This window comes from Bradyrhizobium sp. USDA 3364 (assembly GCF_054056355.1).
This window is the reverse complement of record NZ_JBSRYG010000002.1, coordinates 3,382,348-3,399,712: the sequence shown is the minus strand read 5'-3', so window position 1 is coordinate 3,399,712 and position 17,365 is coordinate 3,382,348. Positions and strand designations below refer to the sequence as shown.

At 63.7% G+C, this 17,365-nt stretch carries 27 protein-coding genes; 11 read left to right on the top strand and 16 right to left on the bottom strand.

Features of this window, described 5'->3' with window-relative positions; translation table 11 throughout:
• Positions 1-51: 51 nt before the first annotated feature.
• Both ACVILL_RS15930 and ACVILL_RS15925 read left to right on the top strand, forming a co-directional pair.
• Positions 52-294 carry a hypothetical protein gene (locus ACVILL_RS15930; protein WP_456729925.1) on the top strand — a complete coding sequence of 81 codons (243 nt, stop codon included), beginning with the start codon at positions 52-54 and terminating at the stop codon, positions 292-294.
• 366 nt (positions 295-660) lie between these two features.
• Positions 661-840: a hypothetical protein gene (locus ACVILL_RS15925; protein ID WP_456729924.1), complete on the top strand. Its 180-nt coding sequence runs from the start codon at positions 661-663 to the stop codon at positions 838-840.
• 329 nt (positions 841-1,169) lie between these two features.
• Here ACVILL_RS15925 and ACVILL_RS15920 read toward each other — a convergent pair whose 3' ends face one another.
• Entirely contained in the window at positions 1,170-1,391 is a 222-nt protein-coding gene (locus ACVILL_RS15920; protein ID WP_456729923.1) for a hypothetical protein, read from the bottom strand.
• Positions 1,392-1,400: 9 nt separating this feature from the next.
• A complete protein-coding gene (locus ACVILL_RS15915) occupies positions 1,401-1,601 on the bottom strand; it encodes a hypothetical protein (RefSeq protein WP_456729922.1) in 201 nt (66 codons plus the stop codon).
• A 209-nt stretch (positions 1,602-1,810) separates the two neighbouring features.
• Here ACVILL_RS15915 and ACVILL_RS15910 point away from each other — a divergent pair, with 209 nt between their 5' ends.
• The gene (locus ACVILL_RS15910) at positions 1,811-2,044 is read left to right on the top strand and encodes a hypothetical protein (RefSeq protein ID WP_456729921.1); all 234 of its coding nucleotides are present in this window, start codon (positions 1,811-1,813) and stop codon (positions 2,042-2,044) included.
• A gap of 261 nt (positions 2,045-2,305) precedes the next feature.
• Here the strand turns inward: ACVILL_RS15910 and ACVILL_RS15905 are convergent, their stop codons facing one another.
• Positions 2,306-2,512, bottom strand: a complete 207-nt coding sequence (locus ACVILL_RS15905; protein WP_456729920.1) for a DUF6894 family protein — start codon at positions 2,510-2,512, stop codon at positions 2,306-2,308.
• Positions 2,513-2,826: 314 nt separating this feature from the next.
• On the opposite strand from ACVILL_RS15905, the gene ACVILL_RS15900 reads away from it, so the two are divergent.
• Positions 2,827-3,231 carry a PRC-barrel domain-containing protein gene (locus tag ACVILL_RS15900; RefSeq protein ID WP_456729919.1) on the top strand — a complete coding sequence of 135 codons (405 nt, stop codon included), beginning with the start codon at positions 2,827-2,829 and terminating at the stop codon, positions 3,229-3,231.
• A gap of 36 nt (positions 3,232-3,267) precedes the next feature.
• On the opposite strand, the gene ACVILL_RS15895 is transcribed toward ACVILL_RS15900, so the two are convergent.
• The gene (locus tag ACVILL_RS15895; protein WP_456729918.1) at positions 3,268-3,471 is read right to left on the bottom strand and encodes a CsbD family protein; all 204 of its coding nucleotides are present in this window, start codon (positions 3,469-3,471) and stop codon (positions 3,268-3,270) included.
• 259 nt (positions 3,472-3,730) lie between these two features.
• On the opposite strand from ACVILL_RS15895, the gene ACVILL_RS15890 reads away from it, so the two are divergent.
• Entirely contained in the window at positions 3,731-4,219 is a 489-nt protein-coding gene (locus ACVILL_RS15890) for a YciE/YciF ferroxidase family protein (protein ID WP_456729917.1), read from the top strand.
• A gap of 202 nt (positions 4,220-4,421) precedes the next feature.
• Here ACVILL_RS15890 and ACVILL_RS15885 read toward each other — a convergent pair whose 3' ends face one another.
• The 5 genes from ACVILL_RS15885 to ACVILL_RS15865 all read right to left on the bottom strand — a co-directional run bounded on the left by ACVILL_RS15885 (position 4,422) and on the right by ACVILL_RS15865 (position 7,167).
• Positions 4,422-4,565, bottom strand: coding sequence for a hypothetical protein (locus tag ACVILL_RS15885; RefSeq protein ID WP_456729916.1), 144 nt, complete (start codon positions 4,563-4,565; stop codon positions 4,422-4,424).
• Between the two features lie 224 nt (positions 4,566-4,789).
• Positions 4,790-4,990, bottom strand: coding sequence for a hypothetical protein (locus ACVILL_RS15880; RefSeq protein WP_456729915.1), 201 nt, complete (start codon positions 4,988-4,990; stop codon positions 4,790-4,792).
• Between the two features lie 394 nt (positions 4,991-5,384).
• Positions 5,385-5,621 carry a DUF6894 family protein gene (locus tag ACVILL_RS15875; protein ID WP_456729914.1) on the bottom strand — a complete coding sequence of 79 codons (237 nt, stop codon included), beginning with the start codon at positions 5,619-5,621 and terminating at the stop codon, positions 5,385-5,387.
• 187 nt (positions 5,622-5,808) lie between these two features.
• Positions 5,809-6,570, bottom strand: coding sequence for a Crp/Fnr family transcriptional regulator (locus tag ACVILL_RS15870; protein ID WP_456729913.1), 762 nt, complete (start codon positions 6,568-6,570; stop codon positions 5,809-5,811).
• A 234-nt stretch (positions 6,571-6,804) separates the two neighbouring features.
• The gene (locus tag ACVILL_RS15865; RefSeq protein WP_456729912.1) at positions 6,805-7,167 is read right to left on the bottom strand and encodes a PRC-barrel domain-containing protein; all 363 of its coding nucleotides are present in this window, start codon (positions 7,165-7,167) and stop codon (positions 6,805-6,807) included.
• Between the two features lie 506 nt (positions 7,168-7,673).
• Here ACVILL_RS15865 and ACVILL_RS15860 point away from each other — a divergent pair.
• From ACVILL_RS15860 to ACVILL_RS15850, 3 genes are read left to right on the top strand one after another with little or no spacing between them, the layout of a single operon-like run.
• Positions 7,674-7,865 carry a hypothetical protein gene (locus ACVILL_RS15860; RefSeq protein WP_456729911.1) on the top strand — a complete coding sequence of 64 codons (192 nt, stop codon included), beginning with the start codon at positions 7,674-7,676 and terminating at the stop codon, positions 7,863-7,865.
• Between the two features lie 35 nt (positions 7,866-7,900).
• Positions 7,901-8,113: a hypothetical protein gene (locus tag ACVILL_RS15855; RefSeq protein ID WP_456729910.1), complete on the top strand. Its 213-nt coding sequence runs from the start codon at positions 7,901-7,903 to the stop codon at positions 8,111-8,113.
• Positions 8,114-8,168: 55 nt separating this feature from the next.
• Entirely contained in the window at positions 8,169-8,387 is a 219-nt protein-coding gene (locus ACVILL_RS15850) for a hypothetical protein (protein WP_456729909.1), read from the top strand.
• 165 nt (positions 8,388-8,552) lie between these two features.
• Here the strand turns inward: ACVILL_RS15850 and ACVILL_RS15845 are convergent, their stop codons facing one another.
• Positions 8,553-9,458, bottom strand: coding sequence for a DUF6537 domain-containing protein (locus ACVILL_RS15845; RefSeq protein ID WP_456729908.1), 906 nt, complete (start codon positions 9,456-9,458; stop codon positions 8,553-8,555).
• Positions 9,455-10,123: a Crp/Fnr family transcriptional regulator gene (locus ACVILL_RS15840; RefSeq protein WP_456729907.1), complete on the bottom strand. Its 669-nt coding sequence runs from the start codon at positions 10,121-10,123 to the stop codon at positions 9,455-9,457. The genes ACVILL_RS15845 and ACVILL_RS15840 overlap by 4 nt, the downstream gene beginning before the upstream one ends.
• A gap of 305 nt (positions 10,124-10,428) precedes the next feature.
• Here ACVILL_RS15840 and ACVILL_RS15835 point away from each other — a divergent pair, with 305 nt between their 5' ends.
• Together ACVILL_RS15835 and ACVILL_RS15830 are read left to right on the top strand one after the other, a co-directional pair.
• Positions 10,429-11,541 carry a cyclic nucleotide-gated ion channel gene (locus tag ACVILL_RS15835; protein WP_456729906.1) on the top strand — a complete coding sequence of 371 codons (1,113 nt, stop codon included), beginning with the start codon at positions 10,429-10,431 and terminating at the stop codon, positions 11,539-11,541.
• An 11-nt stretch (positions 11,542-11,552) separates the two neighbouring features.
• Positions 11,553-12,338 (top strand): enoyl-CoA hydratase/isomerase family protein, encoded by a 786-nt coding sequence (locus ACVILL_RS15830; RefSeq protein ID WP_456729905.1) that lies wholly within the window; start codon positions 11,553-11,555, stop codon positions 12,336-12,338.
• A gap of 171 nt (positions 12,339-12,509) precedes the next feature.
• Here the strand turns inward: ACVILL_RS15830 and ACVILL_RS15825 are convergent, their stop codons facing one another.
• Together ACVILL_RS15825 and ACVILL_RS15820 are read right to left on the bottom strand one after the other, a co-directional pair.
• Positions 12,510-12,944 (bottom strand): DUF6157 family protein, encoded by a 435-nt coding sequence (locus ACVILL_RS15825; protein WP_456729904.1) that lies wholly within the window; start codon positions 12,942-12,944, stop codon positions 12,510-12,512.
• A 14-nt stretch (positions 12,945-12,958) separates the two neighbouring features.
• Positions 12,959-13,606: a glutathione S-transferase family protein gene (locus ACVILL_RS15820; RefSeq protein WP_456729903.1), complete on the bottom strand. Its 648-nt coding sequence runs from the start codon at positions 13,604-13,606 to the stop codon at positions 12,959-12,961.
• A gap of 83 nt (positions 13,607-13,689) precedes the next feature.
• Between ACVILL_RS15820 and ACVILL_RS15815 the strand changes: the two genes are divergently transcribed.
• Positions 13,690-14,709, top strand: coding sequence for a helix-turn-helix transcriptional regulator (locus ACVILL_RS15815; protein WP_456729902.1), 1,020 nt, complete (start codon positions 13,690-13,692; stop codon positions 14,707-14,709).
• Here ACVILL_RS15815 and ACVILL_RS15810 read toward each other — a convergent pair.
• The 3 genes from ACVILL_RS15810 to ACVILL_RS15800 all read right to left on the bottom strand — a co-directional run bounded on the left by ACVILL_RS15810 (position 14,703) and on the right by ACVILL_RS15800 (position 17,274).
• Positions 14,703-15,113 carry a hypothetical protein gene (locus tag ACVILL_RS15810; protein ID WP_456729901.1) on the bottom strand — a complete coding sequence of 137 codons (411 nt, stop codon included), beginning with the start codon at positions 15,111-15,113 and terminating at the stop codon, positions 14,703-14,705. The two genes, ACVILL_RS15815 and ACVILL_RS15810, sit on opposite strands and share 7 nt — an antisense overlap.
• Positions 15,114-15,184: 71 nt before the next feature.
• Positions 15,185-15,898: a nitroreductase gene (locus ACVILL_RS15805; protein WP_456729900.1), complete on the bottom strand. Its 714-nt coding sequence runs from the start codon at positions 15,896-15,898 to the stop codon at positions 15,185-15,187.
• Between the two features lie 128 nt (positions 15,899-16,026).
• Positions 16,027-17,274, bottom strand: a complete 1,248-nt coding sequence (locus ACVILL_RS15800) for an acyl-CoA dehydrogenase (protein ID WP_456729899.1) — start codon at positions 17,272-17,274, stop codon at positions 16,027-16,029.
• Positions 17,275-17,365: the final 91 nt, after the last annotated feature.

Here is a 17,365-nt window from a genome sequence, read left to right as displayed (position 1 = left end):
ACGCAATTCTTCGCCACCCGTTGATTTCTCGACTTGGCCGGGAGCACCACGGTGGTCAAGACGCTGATTTTGGCAAAGGACCTGGAGTTGACTGCCCTGCAGGAGATTCGGTCATTTCCAGGCGCTGAATATGTGGTCTCGGTTCATCTCGAACATGCCGGCGACACCTGGACCCTCGTCGTAAGCGCAAGGGAAGGTGCTGACCTCGATCGCATCCATTATGCCGTACGGACGACTGAAGAACGTCTGAAACATCGATACAGGCTACGGCATGATCCCGCGTCTTCATATTAGGGCGACTGGAACAAACCGCGCATCCCGGCACGCGATGAGCCGTGCCAATTTTTCCGGAAGCCATCGCTGACTCCTCGACTACGTACCGCCAACGAAGCGATGCGGCTCGCGTGGCATCAATCCCGGCGATGACGGCCATTCACTCGGTGCCGGCCCGCCGGGATTGCCCGGGTCGCCGGTAGCAATACCGAGACAGCTCCGGTGGGCTTTGGGGGCAGGAACACCGGAGCCGTCCCAGGCCGGGCGCGGCAGGGACCCGACTATGCTAACGGGTCCGGTTCCCATAAAGTTCCGCTTGATCCCGGCCTCGGCGGGACCCCGGTCGAAGCCACACGGAGCTAGTCCCAGGGAACGGAAACGAACCCTATGAAGGATATGCGTGCGCATCTGGAGAAGCTTCGCAACGAGGCTGCGGAGTGCGAGCTGATCAGCAAGCTCGCGACCCACGCCACCAAGAAAGAGCTGTTCGCCAAGCTCGCGGCACACCACAGCGCGCTGGCCGACGAGGTTGAGCGGACAATAGCGGCCGCCGAGCCCGATCCATAAATCCCAGGAACCTGTCCCATCCGGCAGCGTTATGAATTCCGTTTTTGGTAGTCATTTTACGCTGTGGGAAAGAGGATCGATGACGCAGCAACGACGGCGCGTTAAGCACATATTGTCACTTGAAGAGAGATTGAATCTGGAGGCGCAGGAGCTCAGGCAACGCGCAAGAAAGCTGCCACCGGGGTCGGAGCGCGAAGCCTTGCTTCGAAAGGCAAGGCAAAACGAAGCTGCCGCAAATCTGTCCGACTGGTTGATGACACCGGCAAGATCCGCGACGTAGACAATGGCGGGCTCGGTCGGCGACATCAGTCGGCACGCGCTCCATGCTGCTAGAACGGCGCTTCAGACATGAGGGCGACGAGCGCCACGGTGAACAGCAGCAGCAGCGACGTGACGATGAGCACGAGGTCGATGCGATCCAACTCGTCCTCCTGCTGGACATGAGCAGCGCGGACTTCGCGCCGCTCAAGACATCCACCCTCCAGCTGGCTACCTGATGCCGCCTTTCCCGGCCTTGTCTTTCTGCGCAGCTTCTTCGCAGCCTCACTCATTCCGCCGCATCATCGATGGCCAGCAATTGAGGCGCCCCGGCTCTCCTCGTCCCTCGCAAGGGTGGCCAGCCTGTCCAGCTGGCTGGCCAGGCCCTTAAAGCTCCTGGCGATGTTCTTCAGGACGAATTCTCGGTCCCTGGAAATGCCGCCCGCTCGCGAAAGCTCTTTGTACTGCTCCGCGAACTCTTCGCACTGCGCAGCAGTCATCATCGCATCCTCCCACAAACGTCGCTCGCTCAACGTCGCAGACGAACCGACCGTTCCTATCGCAGCGCTTCGTGCGGCGGCCGATACGCTCGGGCGCCACGTCAGGGAAGCGGCTCCTTCTGCTGCCGCTCCGCAGGTTCAACTTTAGGAACCATTGCCATATTTTCTCCGTTTCACCTTCGCCGTCTCACACGGCTATTGGAGGAGACAACATGAACGTCAAAGCAATTGTTGCGGCATCGATGCTTGCCGCTTTCGTCGCACCCGCATTTGCAGCGGACGAATTCTACGTCGTGCAGGACGTGAAGACGCAGAAGTGCATGATCGTCGACAAGAAGCCGGTCGACACGACGACCACGATCGTCAGTCCCTCAGGCACGATCTACAAGACGCGCTCCGAGGCCGAGACCGGCATGAAGACCGTCAAGGTGTGCAGCTCCCAATAGGAGGCGGCGAAGCGATGCCCGTCATCATGCTTCGGGCCGTACCGGCCATCATCGTCGTGGGTGGCGGCATCTACCTGATCGGCTATCTTCACTGAGGCCCGAGGAGCCGGCCTCAGCATGAAAAGGCCCCGGCTTGAAATTCGCGTTTCAGGCCGGGAGCCATCGCAGGCCAATGATTTCCTGGTCCGCCTTTAGTCGAATGCCGAAGGTGAGATCCTTCGCAAAAGCCACGTTAGAGCTCGCCGAGCGGCTGATCTCGACTTAATGCTCAACGCGGCCGCCGAGCTGAGATGACCAGGCGGAAAAGCGGCAGGGAAATCTCGTCCGTGACGTGCCGTCGACGTCCTGCAGCACTTTCCCTGCCATGACGGTCGCCTCCTTCCAGGCAGCATGGCTGTCCGGAAGCTCCTCCCCGTTCTCATCGCGCTGCTCGGTCAGATGATGGGCGTGAAAGAAATATCGGGGCACGGAGGTCGCCAGTTCGCTCGAAGTCGGAGTTTGAGCTCCGGCTCCTCCGGGGGAGGTTGAAGCCGGAGCTCGCTGATGCCGTTCTGCCACGAACGACGACAGTCAAACGCCATGACCCCCCACGCTCGTTCCTATCGGCGCCGCTTGCTGGCAGCAGCCGTACGCCCGATCTGCAAGCCGCAGCCATCGCGAGGCGTCGCGAGCGCCGGGCCAAGCGCGAAGTGCTCACATCGAGTCCATTTCTCCAGCATCCGCAGAAGAGGAACTTCTCCAACTAGGTGAGGTTACAACCTAACTCATATGGAGGAGAGACAATGATTAAGCTCATTGCAGGATGTATCGTTGCGACTGGAATGATGACGGCGGCGTATGCCGCCGAGACCATGTCGGCCGCGCCGGCCGAAAGCTGGACCGTGACCAACTACTACAAGCAGTCGGTGTACGATCCGCAGCAGAACAAGATCGGCGACGTCGATGACGTACTGGTCGACAAGTCCGGCAAGGTCAACGGCCTGGTGATCGGCGTCGGCGGCTTTCTCGGCGCCGGAGAGAAGGATGTCATCGTTCCGTTCGCCGCCGTAAAAACGGCGAAGAAGGACAACAAATGGTGGCTGACCCTGAACGAGACCAAGGACGGATTGAAGTCGGCGCCGGGGCTTCAAGTACGACAAGGCCAGCACGACCTGGGTCCCAGAAGGCAAGTAATCGGACCAGCGTAAATCGAAAGAAGCCCCGCAAGTGCGGGGCTTCTGCATTCACCAGGTCTGGCGGCCATACCAGTCGTCGATCTCCTTCCGGGCCTGGTCCTTGGCGTAACCATACCGCTGCTGCAGACGGCCCTCGAGCTGGTCCTGCTTGCCGGCGATGACGTCGAGGTCATCATCCGTCAGCTTGCCCCATTGCTCCTTCACCTTACCCTTCATCTGCTTCCAGTTTCCTTCAACCCGATTCCAATCCATCGTGACCTCCGTCATTGAGAGACCGGTCAACCGAGGCGAGAGGCCTTCGTTCCTGCGCACGCCTGCGACAGATGGGTCACGTCCCTAACCCGGCTCCAACTGCGCAATCGTGGCTGATCTGTCAGGCCCGCACCGCTCCGCTGTGTTGCAAAGTGCACTCAATGGCTGACGCGCTACACCATCAGGCTGAATAGGAACAGCGGTCACGGCCGACCGTTGGAGGGGTTCATCTTCAGCATCATTTCCAGCGGAGCCGACCATGGCTGAAAAAGACCTCAACGCTCTCTTCCTCGATACCCTCAAGGACATCTATTACGCCGAGAAGCAAATCTACAAATCGCTGCCAAAAATGGCGAAGGCAGCGGCGAACGACAAGCTCCGCGCCGCCTTCGAGAAGCATCATGACGAGACCGAAGGCCACATCGAGCGCCTCGAGAAGATTTTCGAGATCCTCGGCAAGCCCGCCCGGGGCAAGAAGTGCGATGCCATCGAGGGCATCCTCGATGAAGGCAAGGAAATCATGGAGGAGTACGCGGACGCGCCCGCGCTCGATGCCGGTCTTCTCGCTGCCGCCCAGGCAGTCGAGCACTATGAAATTTCGCGCTATGGCACCCTCAAGGCCTGGGCCGACAAGCTCAAGATGCCGGATGCCGTCAAACTGCTCGATCAGACCTTGAACGAAGAAAAGAAAACCGACGATACGCTGAGCTCGATTGCCGTCTCCGTGGTGAACGCCGAAGCGGCCTGAAACGCAGGTGTGATCGCAGCACAGGACGAACGCCCTGCGATCCACCAATCAATCGCGCCCTGACAATACGGCGACGCTGGAAATTCAGCCCGGCCCCTCGATCGCCTTCGAGGCGCCAGGCCCTCCAGTGCCTGATCTGCATTCCCACAACGATAGTACGCGCGGCGCGTGGCCGACCACGCATGCGAACAGCTGAGATCAATCAGGTCTCGTCATTGCTGAAGCGATCGCGGACCATCTGGTCGATGATCTTGTCTTTGCGCCTGTCCCGATAGTGCCAGTTCAGCGTGGCATAGATCAGCGCCACAAGGAGGACAAATGACCCGGCAAAGAATCCGATTTCCATTCCGGCCTCCGATGAAGAGCGCGCGGACCCTGCTCCAGAGATCGCAGGCATGCCGCGCGCAGTTCGGCGATCGTCCAATCGCCGAGACGAAAACGTCCGGCATGTCATGACTGTTCCTAAAATCGGAACATATCGGAATCAAGCGAGAGCGGCATGCCGAGCAGGCCGAGGACCGTCAGCCACTCCCGATCGTTTACCTGGTCGCAGGGCACAGCAGAACATTATCACTTCGGCGACTGCAAGCCGGGCGAGCTGATCCACTCGTCGATCTGAGCGGCCGCGCTTGCCTGGCGGGCTCGCTTGATCAGATTGTCGCGTTCGACTCCGGCAGGCATGTTGCTGGCCCGCTTCAGGCTATCGGCCGCGAATTGCGCGAGCCGCTCTTGTAGAGTTTCGGTCTGCTTGAAACGACGCCGCGTTTGCATGGCGCTGCTCCCTGTCTGCGTTGGGCGGGAGCGATGCGGCTCTCATCACCGATAGGTGCGAGGGGCCGGGCGGTGACGATATATCTGAGTACGATATCAAGCATCGTTCGATAACGCAGGTTAGGCGACGAAAAATACTTTCCGCTGCCTATTTCGGCAGCCGTCCGGTTGGGGCACCAGCGGGCGGGAATCAGGACGGCAGCTTGGAACGAAGCAGAACACGGGGAGTCGACTCTGAGCTCCCGACCTTAGCCCCCAAGCCCATCGGGAGTAGCGACCCTTGGCGCCGCCAAACCTCCGGTGCTAGGGGTCGCTGGTTGGCCGGTTCGGGGGCTGGAAATCCAAAAATACGAACGGCCCACCGGCGAGTGGCTTGCTGCCGACTGCGACAGCTCTACTGCCTTGGATTGTTCGTCTCGAAAATGAAGGCGGCCTTGAAGACGGGGCCGTCTTCCGTCCGCACCTCGATTGCAACGTCTTGCCGGTCGTGGAGCGTCGCAAGGTCCCTGGCCAGCTCGCCCAGCGTGCGGGCGGCTTCCATTTCCGCGGCTCTTTGATCCGGAAACTCCAGCCCCTCTTCATCCGGATAGAGCCCGCTGCCGTCTCTGATGTCGAAGAAGTAGCGCAGCATCCACTCGCCTCCGTCGTTGTCGGCGGCACTGTCTGCAACAAATCAACCAGGGAAATCGTTCCTAGGCGGGCAATTTGAGGTTTCGGCGACATCGGCCGCTCGCTCAAGTCGGCGGCTGTCCCCCCCCCCGATCCCGCCTGCGCCGGTGGAGCAACACACGTTACGGCGCTCCCGAATGGCGCGGCGGTCATCCCGCCGCGGCGTCCGGCGGTGCCCCGCCGGCATCGAGTTGCCGCCCCTCATGATCCATGTGCAGGTAATTCGGGTTGAACAGGCCGGCGCGCATCAACCGATCGAGATTGGGCACGGCCAGGGTCTTGCCCTTGAGCACGATCAGGCCCTCGGCACGCAGCTCCTGCAGCGTTCGGTTGACGTGGACCTTGGAGAGCCCGGTGGCGTCGGCGAGGTCGCCCTGGGTCAGCGGGAAGTCGCAGCTGTCGCCCTGGGTCAGACCGGCGAGACGCAGCCGAAGCCAGATCTCGCAGAGCAGATGGGCCATCCGCTCCAGCGCCGTGCGCTGGCCGAGGTTCATGGTCCATTCGCGCTGGATCGCCGCATTGACCAGGGTCTCCCACCAGAACGCGGTGACGATACGCGGATGCCCGGCGGCGACCTTGTCGAAGAATTCGCGGGAGAGATCGGCGATCGACACCGCGGTGATGGTGCCGATCGAATGATCCATCTCGCGCAGGATGAAGACGTTCACGTCGCAGATGTCGCCGGGCAGGAAGAACGACACCACCTGGCGGCGGCCGTCCTCGAGCTGCTTGTAGCGGCAAGCCCAGCCGGACAGGATCAGGTGGACGTCCTTCGGCTTCTCGCCTTCACGGACGATATCGACGCGCGGATCAAAGTGCCGGACGCGCTCGGTCGACGCGCGATTGAGAATGACGTGATCGACCGGCGAAAGCCGTACGAACTGCTCCAATTTCCGGACTAGCGACGCCAACGACATTGGTCTCCCCGGATGTTTAATCGGGTAACTGCCGGGCCGATTTCAATAACGTATGTTACATCGCACAGCTATTGAGGTATGTGCACTAGTGTACAAACACCAGAGGACTCGACAGTGTCGTCCTCTGGTGCCGCCCAGCTCAGCTACTGTTGGGGCATCGCCGTTGGCGCCCCGAACGCCGTCTCAGGGACCGGCCGTCCCAAAGACCGTTAGAAGAGCCGTCATCGCTCAGACGAACGGCACGCCGTAATAGTCATTCACCGCCCGCGTGGTGCCGATATCGGCCCAATTCCAGTCCCGCTCGCTGCCGTATTTCGGCGCGCCGCGCAGCTCTTTCTCGGTCACGCCGGTGACGTAGCCGCCGAGCCGCGTGTCGTATTTGAGCGATTGCCAGGGCAGCGGATAATGGTCGTTGCCGAGGCCAAGGATACCACCGAAGCCGAGCACGGCATAGGATACCCGGCCGCTCTTCTTGTCGATCATCACGCGCTCGATCCAGCCGATCTTGCGCTCGTCGGCTCCATAGACCGCGGTGCCCTCGACCTTGTCGCTGCCGATCAGGTTTCCGAGCTCCCTCTCGTCCATCGTCATGGCAATTCTCCATTGATCTCGCGGGGCCAACGGTGGAGCGGGATCATCGTTCCTGCCCCGGTTCCAGCCGGACTGCCGTGTTTTTTTTGCTGCACAGCGAAACACCGTTCGGCCGGTCGCGAGATCGCCGCGACGGCAAGGCGTCATGCCGTATGCCCCGGGCTCGTCTGCCGTCGTTCGATTTCGGATCACGCGTCGCTTCGCGCGTTGGATTTTCGCGGATCGGTCCTGCGAGCGGCTGAGCGCAGTCGCGTCGGCCGGCTGCTGCCGCACCTTGCCTGTCCCCTCCGAGATAGGCGGGCCCCGGCGGTCAAATCCGCCGAGGCCCGTCACCGGAACGGTCCACCGCCTTTCGGGGAGCAAAGCAGCGAACGCACGGGTGTTACGCGCGGCTCCGGAGATCGTTCCTGCGCGCCCGGCGACGATTTCGCGCAGCCTGATGTCATGGGTTAACGACGGCATCCGGGGAACATGCCTAGTATCGCTGGTTCCAGGTCGGAGGCGGCATGATCAAGAAGAGACGCAACAGGTCGCGGCCTCGCGGATCGTTCGAGGACCGCCTGCAAAAATTCGCCGAAGATGCGCGTATTGCAGCACGCAAGCTACCGCCGGGTCGGGAACGCGAAACGCTGATGAAGAAAGCCAGGCAGACCGAGACCGTGATGGAAGTCAGCTATTTGCTGATGCTCCGCAAATAGCCGTGGGCCAACAGAGCTGCGATGGGAGAGCTGCGATGATCGAGGAACGATTTGATTCACGTACGCTCGCCGCCATGAACTTTGCGCTCGACCACGTATGCGCCGAGTCGCGTCATGGCGAGGAACATGCCACCCGCAAATACGTTGCCAGATACATCATCAAGTGCGCCAAGAGCGGCAGGACAACGCTCCCCGAGCTGACCGAAGCCGGGCAGCAGGCGCTGGCCAAGGCCACCGCCACGGCATAATCGCCAACGTCAACTTGCCGCGCTGCTCCTGGCCTTTGGCAAAGGCAGCTAAGCAATGCGCATTGCAATCAGCATCGGCCTGCTGGCCTTCCTGGTCGCCGTCGGCGCCTACGCCTATGAGGGGCTGGGCATAGATGCTCCGGTGCCGACCTACGGCATCATCGTGTTCACGATCGGCGTTGCGGTTCTCGCCGCAGTCTGCATCGGCCTGATGGGCCTGCTGTTCTATTCCAGCCGCCGCGGCTACGACGAGCCGCCGCACGTGAAGCGGTAGGTGACGGCACCGACGGCTATTGACCCGTCATCCCCGCGTCATTGCGAGCCAACGGGTCGCGCGAACGCGCGCCCGATGACGGGCTTCGCGAAGCAATCCATAGCGCCGCAAGTCGAGGTATGGATTGCTTCGTCGCTTCGCTCCTCGCAATGACGGCGGAGCAACCTATGCAGCTGGCGCCGTCACCCGCGCGCGAATCTCGGCGACCTTGCGCTTCAGCGATGCCTGCCGCGGATCGGGCATGATGGCGGTGCGGGCTTCCGCGATGGCGCCGGCAAGATCGGGAAGCGCGAGCACGCCGTCGAAGGTCGGCTTGACCAGCCCGTCGATGATCACGTGCCAGTCCGCGATGCCCTGGCGGTAGGGATCGCCGTAGCCCTGGATCATGGTCGCGGTCTGCACGACCGCCGGAGTGGCGGCCGGCTGCTTGGTCAGGCTGCGGTCGATCATGTGCAGCCAGCGCTCGACCCAGACCCGCTCCCTGGCATAGCGCCCGGAGAACAGCCGCCAGCGCTTCAGGCCCGCCTCGATCCTGAGCCGGCGAATGCTGAAGCGGTTGTTGGCACTGAAGCGGATCGAGACCCGGCGGCGACGCCAGCCGAACTGATCGAGCACGGCAAGGATCGGATCGGCAACCATGGCCGGTAGAGCGTCGATCAACTCGTCGAGCCGGAGCTTCTTGACGTCGTCGGCCGAGCGCGCCGCAGGGCGGCCCGCCGCATTGACCTCGCCGAGCTTGAGCTGCGCGATGCGGATCGCATCCTCATAGGCCATGCGCTCCGCCATCAGCCGCGCGATCTCGGCCAGCAGCGCATCGTCGACGCCGCGGCGGCCGACGAAGCGCTTGAGCCGGTCGATATAGAGCTGCGCGTAGCTCGTGCTCTGATAGGCGATCAAGAGTTGAATGGCCTCGGTGACGGCCGGACCGAGATGGTCCGGGCAGGCCTCGGGCAGCACCGGCGGCCCCTCGTCATCGTCGCCGATGATATCGGCAAACAGGTAACGGAGCGAAGCCAGCAGACTGTCGTCATCCGGCACTGCGGCGCCTCCAGAACTCGTCGCGGGGCTCATGCAGGTTTAGGCTCCGCGACCGGTGGGGTGGCGTGCTGCGCGAGCCGCTGTTCGAGCGTCGCGATATTCTCGAACAGGCGCGCGCTGAAGAGACGCAACAAGTAGAAGCCGAACGCCGGGTTCTGGACGTAGAGCTGTTCGACCTGATCATAGGTCACCGACAGTACCATGCCGGTTTCGACACATTCCAGCGTCTGGGTGCGCGTGTTCGACGGCGACAGCATGCCGAACTCGCCGACGAGGGCGCCGACCGGCAGCTCGATGCCGGATTCGACCAGGCGGAAGCGGCCGCTGACGATGTAGAACATGCTGTCCGCCTTCTCGTCCTTGTAGAACAGGACTTCGCCCGCCGTGCATTGGCGTTCCGTCGTGAACGGCCTGAGCCAATCCATCGACAGATCGCTGTTGACCGATTTCTTCACGTTGCGGACCAGCTGCAGCATCTGGTGCAGACGATAGGTGTTCACCGGCAGCAGCACGGCATGCAGGATCAGCGTCGCGTAATTGTGAGTCGGGACGGCGGTCGCGATCAGGATGATGTTGGTCAGGATGGCGAAGACGCGCAACGGGATCATGGTCCGCATCGACAGCGTGGCGACCACAAAGATCGATGCGAAGAAACTGCCGGCGGCGCCGGCGTGCTCCGCGAGATGTGAGGTATCCATCGGAAACCAACCAATTTCTCAAGAAGTGAACAAGATCGCCCTATTAGTCGCTTCATTCCGGCCACGGTCGCATCGGTGACCTGCATCCCTGATATACGGTGAAAAAGCGGCGATTTGTCTGATTTCTCACATTCGCGAGCGCAAAAACGGCCCAACATGGTCAGACCATGTGTCCAACATACGCGATGATCCCGCCGCGGCCTGCGCGTTGACGGCCTCAACCGGGAGAGGCACGTTGTGACACAGGCTCAGCCGCTCGCAGGGCCTTGATTCCAGCAGTTCAGCGACAGGCAAGCTCCGTTCCGATGTCCAAGCCGCTCGTCATTCCGGCCTTGACGCGCTTCGTTTCCGCCACCGCCGGCCGCAACATGACCACCGCGGCCTATGTCGCGGTCACGCTCGGCGTCGCCATGATGACGCTGCTGACGGTCGCGCCGGCCTATGACGCGGTCCCGCACTGGGTCGATGCGCTGCTGTGGGCCTGCCTTGCCTATTTCGTGTTCGAATGGCTGGTGCGGCTGCGCCACATGCGGCGGCAGGGCAAGTTCTGGTTCTACGCGCTGTCGAGCGCCGGCATTGTCGATGCGATCGGCGCGCTGGCGGTGCCGCTGGCGCTGCTCGCCGGCATCGAGCCGAAGACTGCATGGCTGCTCGGCGTGCTCTGGATGCTCAAGGTGGTGCCGGGCATTCCCGGCCTGCGCCAGCTGCGCCGCGTGCTCGTCGTGGAATCCGGCCCGCTGCTCAGCGTGCTCGTGATCTTCCTGATGGTGGTGTTCTTGGCCTCGGTCGCCGAATATTTCCTGGAGCGCGACGTCCAGCCGCAGACCTTCGGCAGCGTGCCGGCGGCGCTGTGGTGGGCGGTGGTGACGCTGACCACGACAGGCTATGGCGACGTTGTGCCGATCACCCCGCTCGGCCGGATCGTTGCGGCGATGGTGATGATATCGGGCCTCGGCGTGTTCGGGCTGTGGACCGGTATTCTGGCGACCGGCTTTGCCAACGAAACCCGCCGCGACAATTTTCTAAAAACCTGGGAGACCGTCAGCAAGGTGCCGTTCTTCGCGCATCTCGGCCCGGCCGCGATCGCCGACGTCACCCAGGTGCTGCGGACCATGGACCTGCCGCCGCGCACCATGATCATCCGCAAGGACACCAATGGTGACTGCATGTACTTCGTCGCCGCCGGCGAGGTCGAGGTCGACCTGCCCGGACGCAAGGTGAAGCTCGGCGAAGGCGCGTTCTTCGGCGAGATGGCGCTGCTCGGCAACGCCAAGCGCGCGGCCAGCGTCTCGACCAGCAAGGTTACCCGGCTGTTGGTGCTTGACCTCGTCGATTTCCGCCTGTTGATGGCAAGGCACCCCGATCTCGCCGAGACCATCGACGCCGAGGCGCGGCGGCGCGAACGTGAGAATCAATGAAGGAGAACAAGATGGCTGACGCGGCCGACACCGCCAGCGGACCCGTGCTCGAGATCGCGGGCGCGCGCGCCACGATCCGCCTCAACCGGCCGAAGCATCTCAACCGCCTGCAAGCCGAGGACCTCGGCGAGCTCGTCCGACTGTTCGACCGGATCGAGGCCGATCCCGCGATCCGCGTGCTGGTGCTGACCGGAACCGGCCGCGCGTTCTCGGCCGGCTATGACCTCAACTCGGTCGCCGAGCGCGCGGTGAGCGCGAGCGAGCAGCAGAGCGCAGGCTCGGCGTTCGAGGTCGTGGTCAACCGGCTCGAAGATTTGAGCGTGCCGACGATTTGCCGGCTCAATGGCGGCGTCTATGGCGGCTCGACCGACCTCGCGCTCGCCTGCGACTTCCGCATCGGCGTCGATACCGCGGAGATGTTCATGCCGGCGGCGCGGCTCGGGCTCCACTACTACAAGAGCGGCATCCAGCGCTATGTGACGAGGCTCGGCGTCGACAACGCCAAGATGCTGTTCCTGACCGCGCAGAAGATCTCGGCGCCGGAGATGCTGCGGATCGGCTACCTCACCGCGATGGTGCCGGTCGATATCCTCGACGAGGAGGTCGACAGGCTGGCGGCGATCCTGGCCGGCAACGCGCCGAAGGCGATGGCCGGCATGAAGCGCGCGATCAACGAATTCGCCCGCGGCGAGCTGGATGAGGCCGCCGCCGACGCCCGCCACCGCGACAGCATGCGCGGCGACGAGATCAAGGAAGGCATCAAGGCCTTCGCCGAGAAACGGGCGCCAAGGTTTTAGGGCGGCCGCCGCGCTCTCTATACCGTCACCCCTGAGGAGTGCGCATCGCGCGCGTCTCGAAGGGTCGACGGCCCCGCTGGTGGCCGATTCATCCTTCGAGACGCGCCTGCGGCGCTCCTCAGGATGACGGATTTGACAGTGTGCCAGCCGTTGTGGCCCTCGCTGCGCCTCTCACGCCCGCTTGCTCCGCATCGCGCGGGTCTGCGTGATGTCGGGATCACCCGCCAGCGCCTGGTAGCGCTTGCTGTCGACGGCGTAGATTGCGATGCGGCCTTCGGCGTCGGCGTGAACGCCCCAGCCGAAGCGCTTGCCGAGCGGCGAGGCGCGCATGCAGGCCTGGCCGCGGGAGAAGAAGGTCTCGCGGGCGAGGTTGCGTTCCTTCTTCGCCGCTTTCGCGTCAAGCGAGCGGCCGGCGGACGAGGTCGCGAACACCACGTCGTCGGACGTATATTGGTAGGGCGCGCCCGCGAGCATCCGGTATTGCAGCACGGCAACCGTCGGCTGGCCGCCGCGCAGCTGCGGCTCCTCGCCGCGCTGCGCCGGGCAATCCTCCGCGACGCGGATCAGGGTGTTGAAGCAGTTGGTGCTGTGCAGGACTTTCGCCATCGGCACGATCCGTATCACACTCCGGTGGCCGCGGCATGCTGCGCCGCCATCTCGTCGTCGGCCTTCGATATCGACTGGAAGGCCGGGCGCGCGGCGATGCGCTCGGCATAGCGGACGAACACGTCCCTCTTCGGCACGATGCCGAACATCATGGTCCAGCTCAACGCGATGCCCCAGAGGATGTCGGCCGCGGTGATCTGGTCGCCGAGCAGATAGGGCCCTTTCGCGAGCTGCGCCTCCAGCGCGCCGAGCATGGTGTCGTAATCGGCATAGGGCGACTGCGTGATCGGCGCCGGCTCGCGCTTCATGAAATGGTCGATCACGGCGGGCTCGAACGAAGCGCCGTAATAGGCGATCCAGCGCAGATAGGGGCCGCGGCGCGGATCGTTCAGCGCGGGCGTGAGGCCGGCCTGCGGAAACAGATCGGCGAGATAGATGAAGATCGCGACCTGCTCGGTGACCAGCGCATCGCCGTGGCGGATCGCCGGCACCTTGCCGAGCGGATTGATGGCGAGATAGGCGTCCTTGCGCTGCTCGGCGGCCTTCATGTTGAGGATGTGCAGGTCATACGGCGCGCCGAGTTCCTCCAGCAGCACGCGGGTGCCGGTGGCGCGGCTTTGCGGCGAGTAATACAGCGTGACGCGGTCGGTAGGGGTGGTCATGGGCGGGTCTCCTTGCGCCGTCGGGGGCATGGCCCCCTTATGTCCGCCTATACCTGACATCTTGTGTCAGGTATGATTTGGCCATGCGTGCGAGCCGGCTGTTTTCCATTCTCACCACCCTGCAGGCGCGCGGGCAGGTCACCGCGCCTGAGCTGGCCGAGAGCTGCGAGGTCTCGGTGCGCACGATCTATCGCGACATCGACGCGCTCGCCGCTGCCGGCGTGCCCGTCTATGCCGACCGCGGCGCCGAGGGCGGCTATCGCCTGCTCGACGGCTATCGGGTGCGGCTGAACGGGCTGTCGCAGGGCGAGGCCGAGGCACTGTTCATGGCCGGCCTCCCCGGTCCCGCCGCCGCGCTCGGCCTCGATGCCGCGATGGTCGCGGCGCAGACCAAGCTGATGGCGGCGCTGCCGGAGAACCTGCGCCCGAACGCCAGAGGGATGCAGCAGCGCTTCCATCTCGATGCACCCGGCTGGTTCGGTGAGACCGAGGAACCGGAGCACCTGCGCACGATCGCCGGCGCCGTGCTGCGCGAGAACCTCATCGAGATCCGCTACCAGAGCTGGAAAGCCGAGAAGCGGCGGCGCGTGGCGCCGCTCGGTCTCGTGCTGAAGGGCGGCAGCTGGTATCTCGCCGGCCTTGTCGACGGCAATGTGCGCACCTACCGGGTCGCGCGCGTGCTGGATTGCACGGCGCTGGAGACGCCGTTCGCGCGGCCGGCGGATTTCGACCTCGCCGGCTACTGGCGCGCCTCGATCGAGCGGCTCGAGGCCGAACTGCATCCGAACCAAGCCACGGTGCGGCTGTCGCCGCTCGGGCTGAAGCTGTTCGATGCGCTGGCGCACCCTTACGTGAGGGCGCGGATGCGGCTGGCCGATAACACCGACGCCGGCGGCTGGCACGTCGCCACCCTGCCGGTCGGCAAGACGGTGTGGCATGCGGCGACCGAGCTGCTGCGGCTCGGCGCCGAGGTCGAGGTGATCGCGCCCGACGAGCTGCGCGAGAAGATGGCCGAGCTGACCGCCGCGATGGCCGCGCGCTATGCCGAAGTCCCGCCGCGCCGCGCCGCGGCGGGACACAGGGGTTCAGCCGCTGGTCAGTAACGCCTGTCGGAGCTGATGACGAAGCGGTCGACGAAGTTGACCGGCAGGATCTCGAACTTGTCCAAGGTCAGCGTAATCCCGGTGACGAAGTCGACGCCCTTGATCGTGCCCTGAAGGTCGATCCGCCGACCGCGGCGCAGGCCGCGTGTTTCCGGATGTTGCTCGATGTCGATATAGGCGTAGATCGGATTGTCGAGCCGCGCATGGCGGTGCCAGCCGCGTTGCAGGAAACTGAATTGCAACACCGATCCCGCGCCCCAGTCGATCGCGTCGAAGAAGCGGGTCTTCCAGGCGACGGACTGTCCCAGATAATGCGCGGCGATGAACGCGTCGCGCTCGAGCGCAGGCAGACGGTGCAGTTGCCAGCTGATCTCAGCCGGCGTCAGGGCGGCGTTGTTCGCCATTGTTCTTCTTGGGGTTTTTCTTGTCGATTTTTCTTGTCCTCGGCGGGAGGATAAGTCCCGCCTTGCGGAAACTATACATCAACAAATGTGACAGTATCCGCCACAGTTGCGCGCGACGTGCGGTAGCCGTTCACCTTGTGCGCGTGATCCGCATAGCCGAACGAGATCCCGCAGACCACCCGGCGGTCGCCGGCCAGGTTGAAATGGCGGCGGATCAGGCCGGAATGGCGGGCGAGCGCGGCTTGCGGGATGGTGCCGAGCCCGAGCGCCTGCGCCGCCAGCATGAAGTTCGAGACATAGCCACCGCAATCGATCGCGCCATAGATGCCGAGCGGCTCGTTGGTGTGGATGATAGCGACATGCGGGGCGCCGAAGAAATTGTAGTTCTCCAGCGCCTGCTTCGAATAGGCGGCCTTGTCGCCGCGCGCGATGCCGAGCGTGTTGTAGAGCTGGAAGCCGCTCTCGCGGCGGCGTTCCAGATAGACCCCGACATATTCGCGCGGCGGCGTGAAGTCGTGGTCGTCCTTGGCGCCGGACGCGGCCTCGGCATAGATCACCTTGCGGAAGCGCTCCTTGGCCTCGCCTGAGGCTATCAGCACCTGCCAGGGCTGGCTGTTGCACCAGGACGCGGTGCGCTGCGCGACGCCGAGGATGTGCTCGATGATGTCGCGCGGCACCTCACGCGGCAGGAACGCGCGCACCGAGTAGCGCTCGTTGAGCAGTTCCTCGAGCGCGCCGATGCGGTCTTCAGTCGAATAGCGAGTGTTCGGAGCTTTGGCGTCCATGAAACATCTCTTTCTGTCATTCCGGGGTGCGCGCAGCGCGAACCCGGAATCTCAATCCAAAAACTCTGGATTCCCCGATGCGCAATTGCGCATCTGAGGTTCGCGCTGCGCGCGCCCCGGAATGACGACTAGCCCCGCCCCTTGGTGGGGATCTTGTTGTACGGCACGTCCTTGTCGACCCGGATGTCGCCCGGCAGACCGAGCACGCGCTCGGCGATGATGTTGCGCAGGATCTCGTCGGTGCCGCCGGCGATGCGCATCGAGGGCGACGACAGCAGCATCTGCTGGAACTGGCCGTTGGCCTGCTCCTCGTCGGCGCCGGTGAGGCTGCCTGCCGCACCCTCCAAGTCCATCGCATAGGTCGCGATGTCCTGCAGCATCAGGCCGGAGACCAGCTTGCCGATGGAATTTTCCGGGCCCGGCCGCTCGCCCTTCGACAGCGCCGAGATCGCGCGGTAGCTTGTGTATTTCAGCCCGCTGGCCTTCACCGCCCAGCTCGCAAGCTTGGAGCGCACCGCCGGATCGTCGATCGCAAGGCCATCTTCCAGCATCAGATTGGAGCAGAACTCGAACATCTCGGGCACGCCGGTCGCAAGCCGCGCGCCGATCGACATGCGCTCGTTCATCAGCGTGGTCAGCGACACGCTCCAGCCCTCGCCGACCGCCCCCAAACGCTGGCTGTCCGGGATCACGACGTCGGTGAAATAGACCTCGTTGAATTCCTGCATGCCGTTGGCCTGCTTGATCGGCCTGACCTCGACGCCGGGGCTCTTCATGTCGAGGAAGAACATCGTGAGTCCCTTGTGCTTGGGCACATTCGGATCGGTGCGCGCGATCAACAGGCCGTAGTCGGAATAATGCGCGCCTGAGGTCCAGATCTTCTGGCCGTTGACGACCCAGTTGTCGCCCTTCTTCTCGGCGCGGGTACGAAGCCCCGCGACGTCGGAGCCGGCCGACGGCTCGGAGAACAGCTGGCACCAGATCTCCTCGCCTGACGCGAGCTTCGGCAGATAGCGGCGCTTGGCCTCCTCGCTGCCCCAGGCCATCACGGTCGGGCCGCACATGCCTTCGCCAATCTGGAACGGCTGAGTCAATTTGCCGTAGACGCCCTCTTCCTGCTGCCAGATCACGCGCTCGATCGGGGTCGCGCCGCGGCCGCCATATTCCTTCGGCCAGTGCAGGCAGGCCCAGCCGCCTTCGGCCTTCTTCTTCTGCCAGGCCTTGCCGACCTCGACCATGTCGTGCCTGGCGAGCCTGATGCGGCCGAGCGACGACTTCGAGAGTTCGGCCTCGAACTCCTTCGGCGCGTTGGCGGCGATCCACTTGCGGGCGATGGCGCGGAACTCGGCTTCCTGCGGCGTGTCATCGAAATTCATGGCAGTTTCCTCATTGCTGTCATTCCGGGGCACGCGAAGCGTGAACCCGGAATCTCGATCCATAATCTCCAGATTCCGGGTTCGCCGCTTC

Coding starts and splice junctions, on each gene's coding strand:
- ACVILL_RS15925 (WP_456729924.1), top strand. CDS start 661: ATGAAGGATATGCGTGCGCATCTGGAGAAGCTTCGCAACGAGGCTGCG.
- ACVILL_RS15920 (WP_456729923.1), bottom strand. CDS start 1,391: ATGAGTGAGGCTGCGAAGAAGCTGCGCAGAAAGACAAGGCCGGGAAAG.
- ACVILL_RS15915 (WP_456729922.1), bottom strand. CDS start 1,601: ATGATGACTGCTGCGCAGTGCGAAGAGTTCGCGGAGCAGTACAAAGAG.
- ACVILL_RS15910 (WP_456729921.1), top strand. CDS start 1,811: ATGAACGTCAAAGCAATTGTTGCGGCATCGATGCTTGCCGCTTTCGTC.
- ACVILL_RS15900 (WP_456729919.1), top strand. CDS start 2,827: ATGATTAAGCTCATTGCAGGATGTATCGTTGCGACTGGAATGATGACG.
- ACVILL_RS15895 (WP_456729918.1), bottom strand. CDS start 3,471: ATGGATTGGAATCGGGTTGAAGGAAACTGGAAGCAGATGAAGGGTAAG.
- ACVILL_RS15890 (WP_456729917.1), top strand. CDS start 3,731: ATGGCTGAAAAAGACCTCAACGCTCTCTTCCTCGATACCCTCAAGGAC.
- ACVILL_RS15885 (WP_456729916.1), bottom strand. CDS start 4,565: ATGGAAATCGGATTCTTTGCCGGGTCATTTGTCCTCCTTGTGGCGCTG.
- ACVILL_RS15880 (WP_456729915.1), bottom strand. CDS start 4,990: ATGCAAACGCGGCGTCGTTTCAAGCAGACCGAAACTCTACAAGAGCGG.
- ACVILL_RS15875 (WP_456729914.1), bottom strand. CDS start 5,621: ATGCTGCGCTACTTCTTCGACATCAGAGACGGCAGCGGGCTCTATCCG.
- ACVILL_RS15865 (WP_456729912.1), bottom strand. CDS start 7,167: ATGACGATGGACGAGAGGGAGCTCGGAAACCTGATCGGCAGCGACAAG.
- ACVILL_RS15860 (WP_456729911.1), top strand. CDS start 7,674: ATGATCAAGAAGAGACGCAACAGGTCGCGGCCTCGCGGATCGTTCGAG.
- ACVILL_RS15855 (WP_456729910.1), top strand. CDS start 7,901: ATGATCGAGGAACGATTTGATTCACGTACGCTCGCCGCCATGAACTTT.
- ACVILL_RS15850 (WP_456729909.1), top strand. CDS start 8,169: ATGCGCATTGCAATCAGCATCGGCCTGCTGGCCTTCCTGGTCGCCGTC.
- ACVILL_RS15845 (WP_456729908.1), bottom strand. CDS start 9,458: ATGAGCCCCGCGACGAGTTCTGGAGGCGCCGCAGTGCCGGATGACGAC.
- ACVILL_RS15840 (WP_456729907.1), bottom strand. CDS start 10,123: ATGGATACCTCACATCTCGCGGAGCACGCCGGCGCCGCCGGCAGTTTC.
- ACVILL_RS15835 (WP_456729906.1), top strand. CDS start 10,429: ATGTCCAAGCCGCTCGTCATTCCGGCCTTGACGCGCTTCGTTTCCGCC.
- ACVILL_RS15830 (WP_456729905.1), top strand. CDS start 11,553: ATGGCTGACGCGGCCGACACCGCCAGCGGACCCGTGCTCGAGATCGCG.
- ACVILL_RS15825 (WP_456729904.1), bottom strand. CDS start 12,944: ATGGCGAAAGTCCTGCACAGCACCAACTGCTTCAACACCCTGATCCGC.
- ACVILL_RS15820 (WP_456729903.1), bottom strand. CDS start 13,606: ATGACCACCCCTACCGACCGCGTCACGCTGTATTACTCGCCGCAAAGC.
- ACVILL_RS15815 (WP_456729902.1), top strand. CDS start 13,690: ATGCGTGCGAGCCGGCTGTTTTCCATTCTCACCACCCTGCAGGCGCGC.
- ACVILL_RS15810 (WP_456729901.1), bottom strand. CDS start 15,113: ATGGCGAACAACGCCGCCCTGACGCCGGCTGAGATCAGCTGGCAACTG.
- ACVILL_RS15805 (WP_456729900.1), bottom strand. CDS start 15,898: ATGGACGCCAAAGCTCCGAACACTCGCTATTCGACTGAAGACCGCATC.
- ACVILL_RS15800 (WP_456729899.1), bottom strand. CDS start 17,274: ATGAATTTCGATGACACGCCGCAGGAAGCCGAGTTCCGCGCCATCGCC.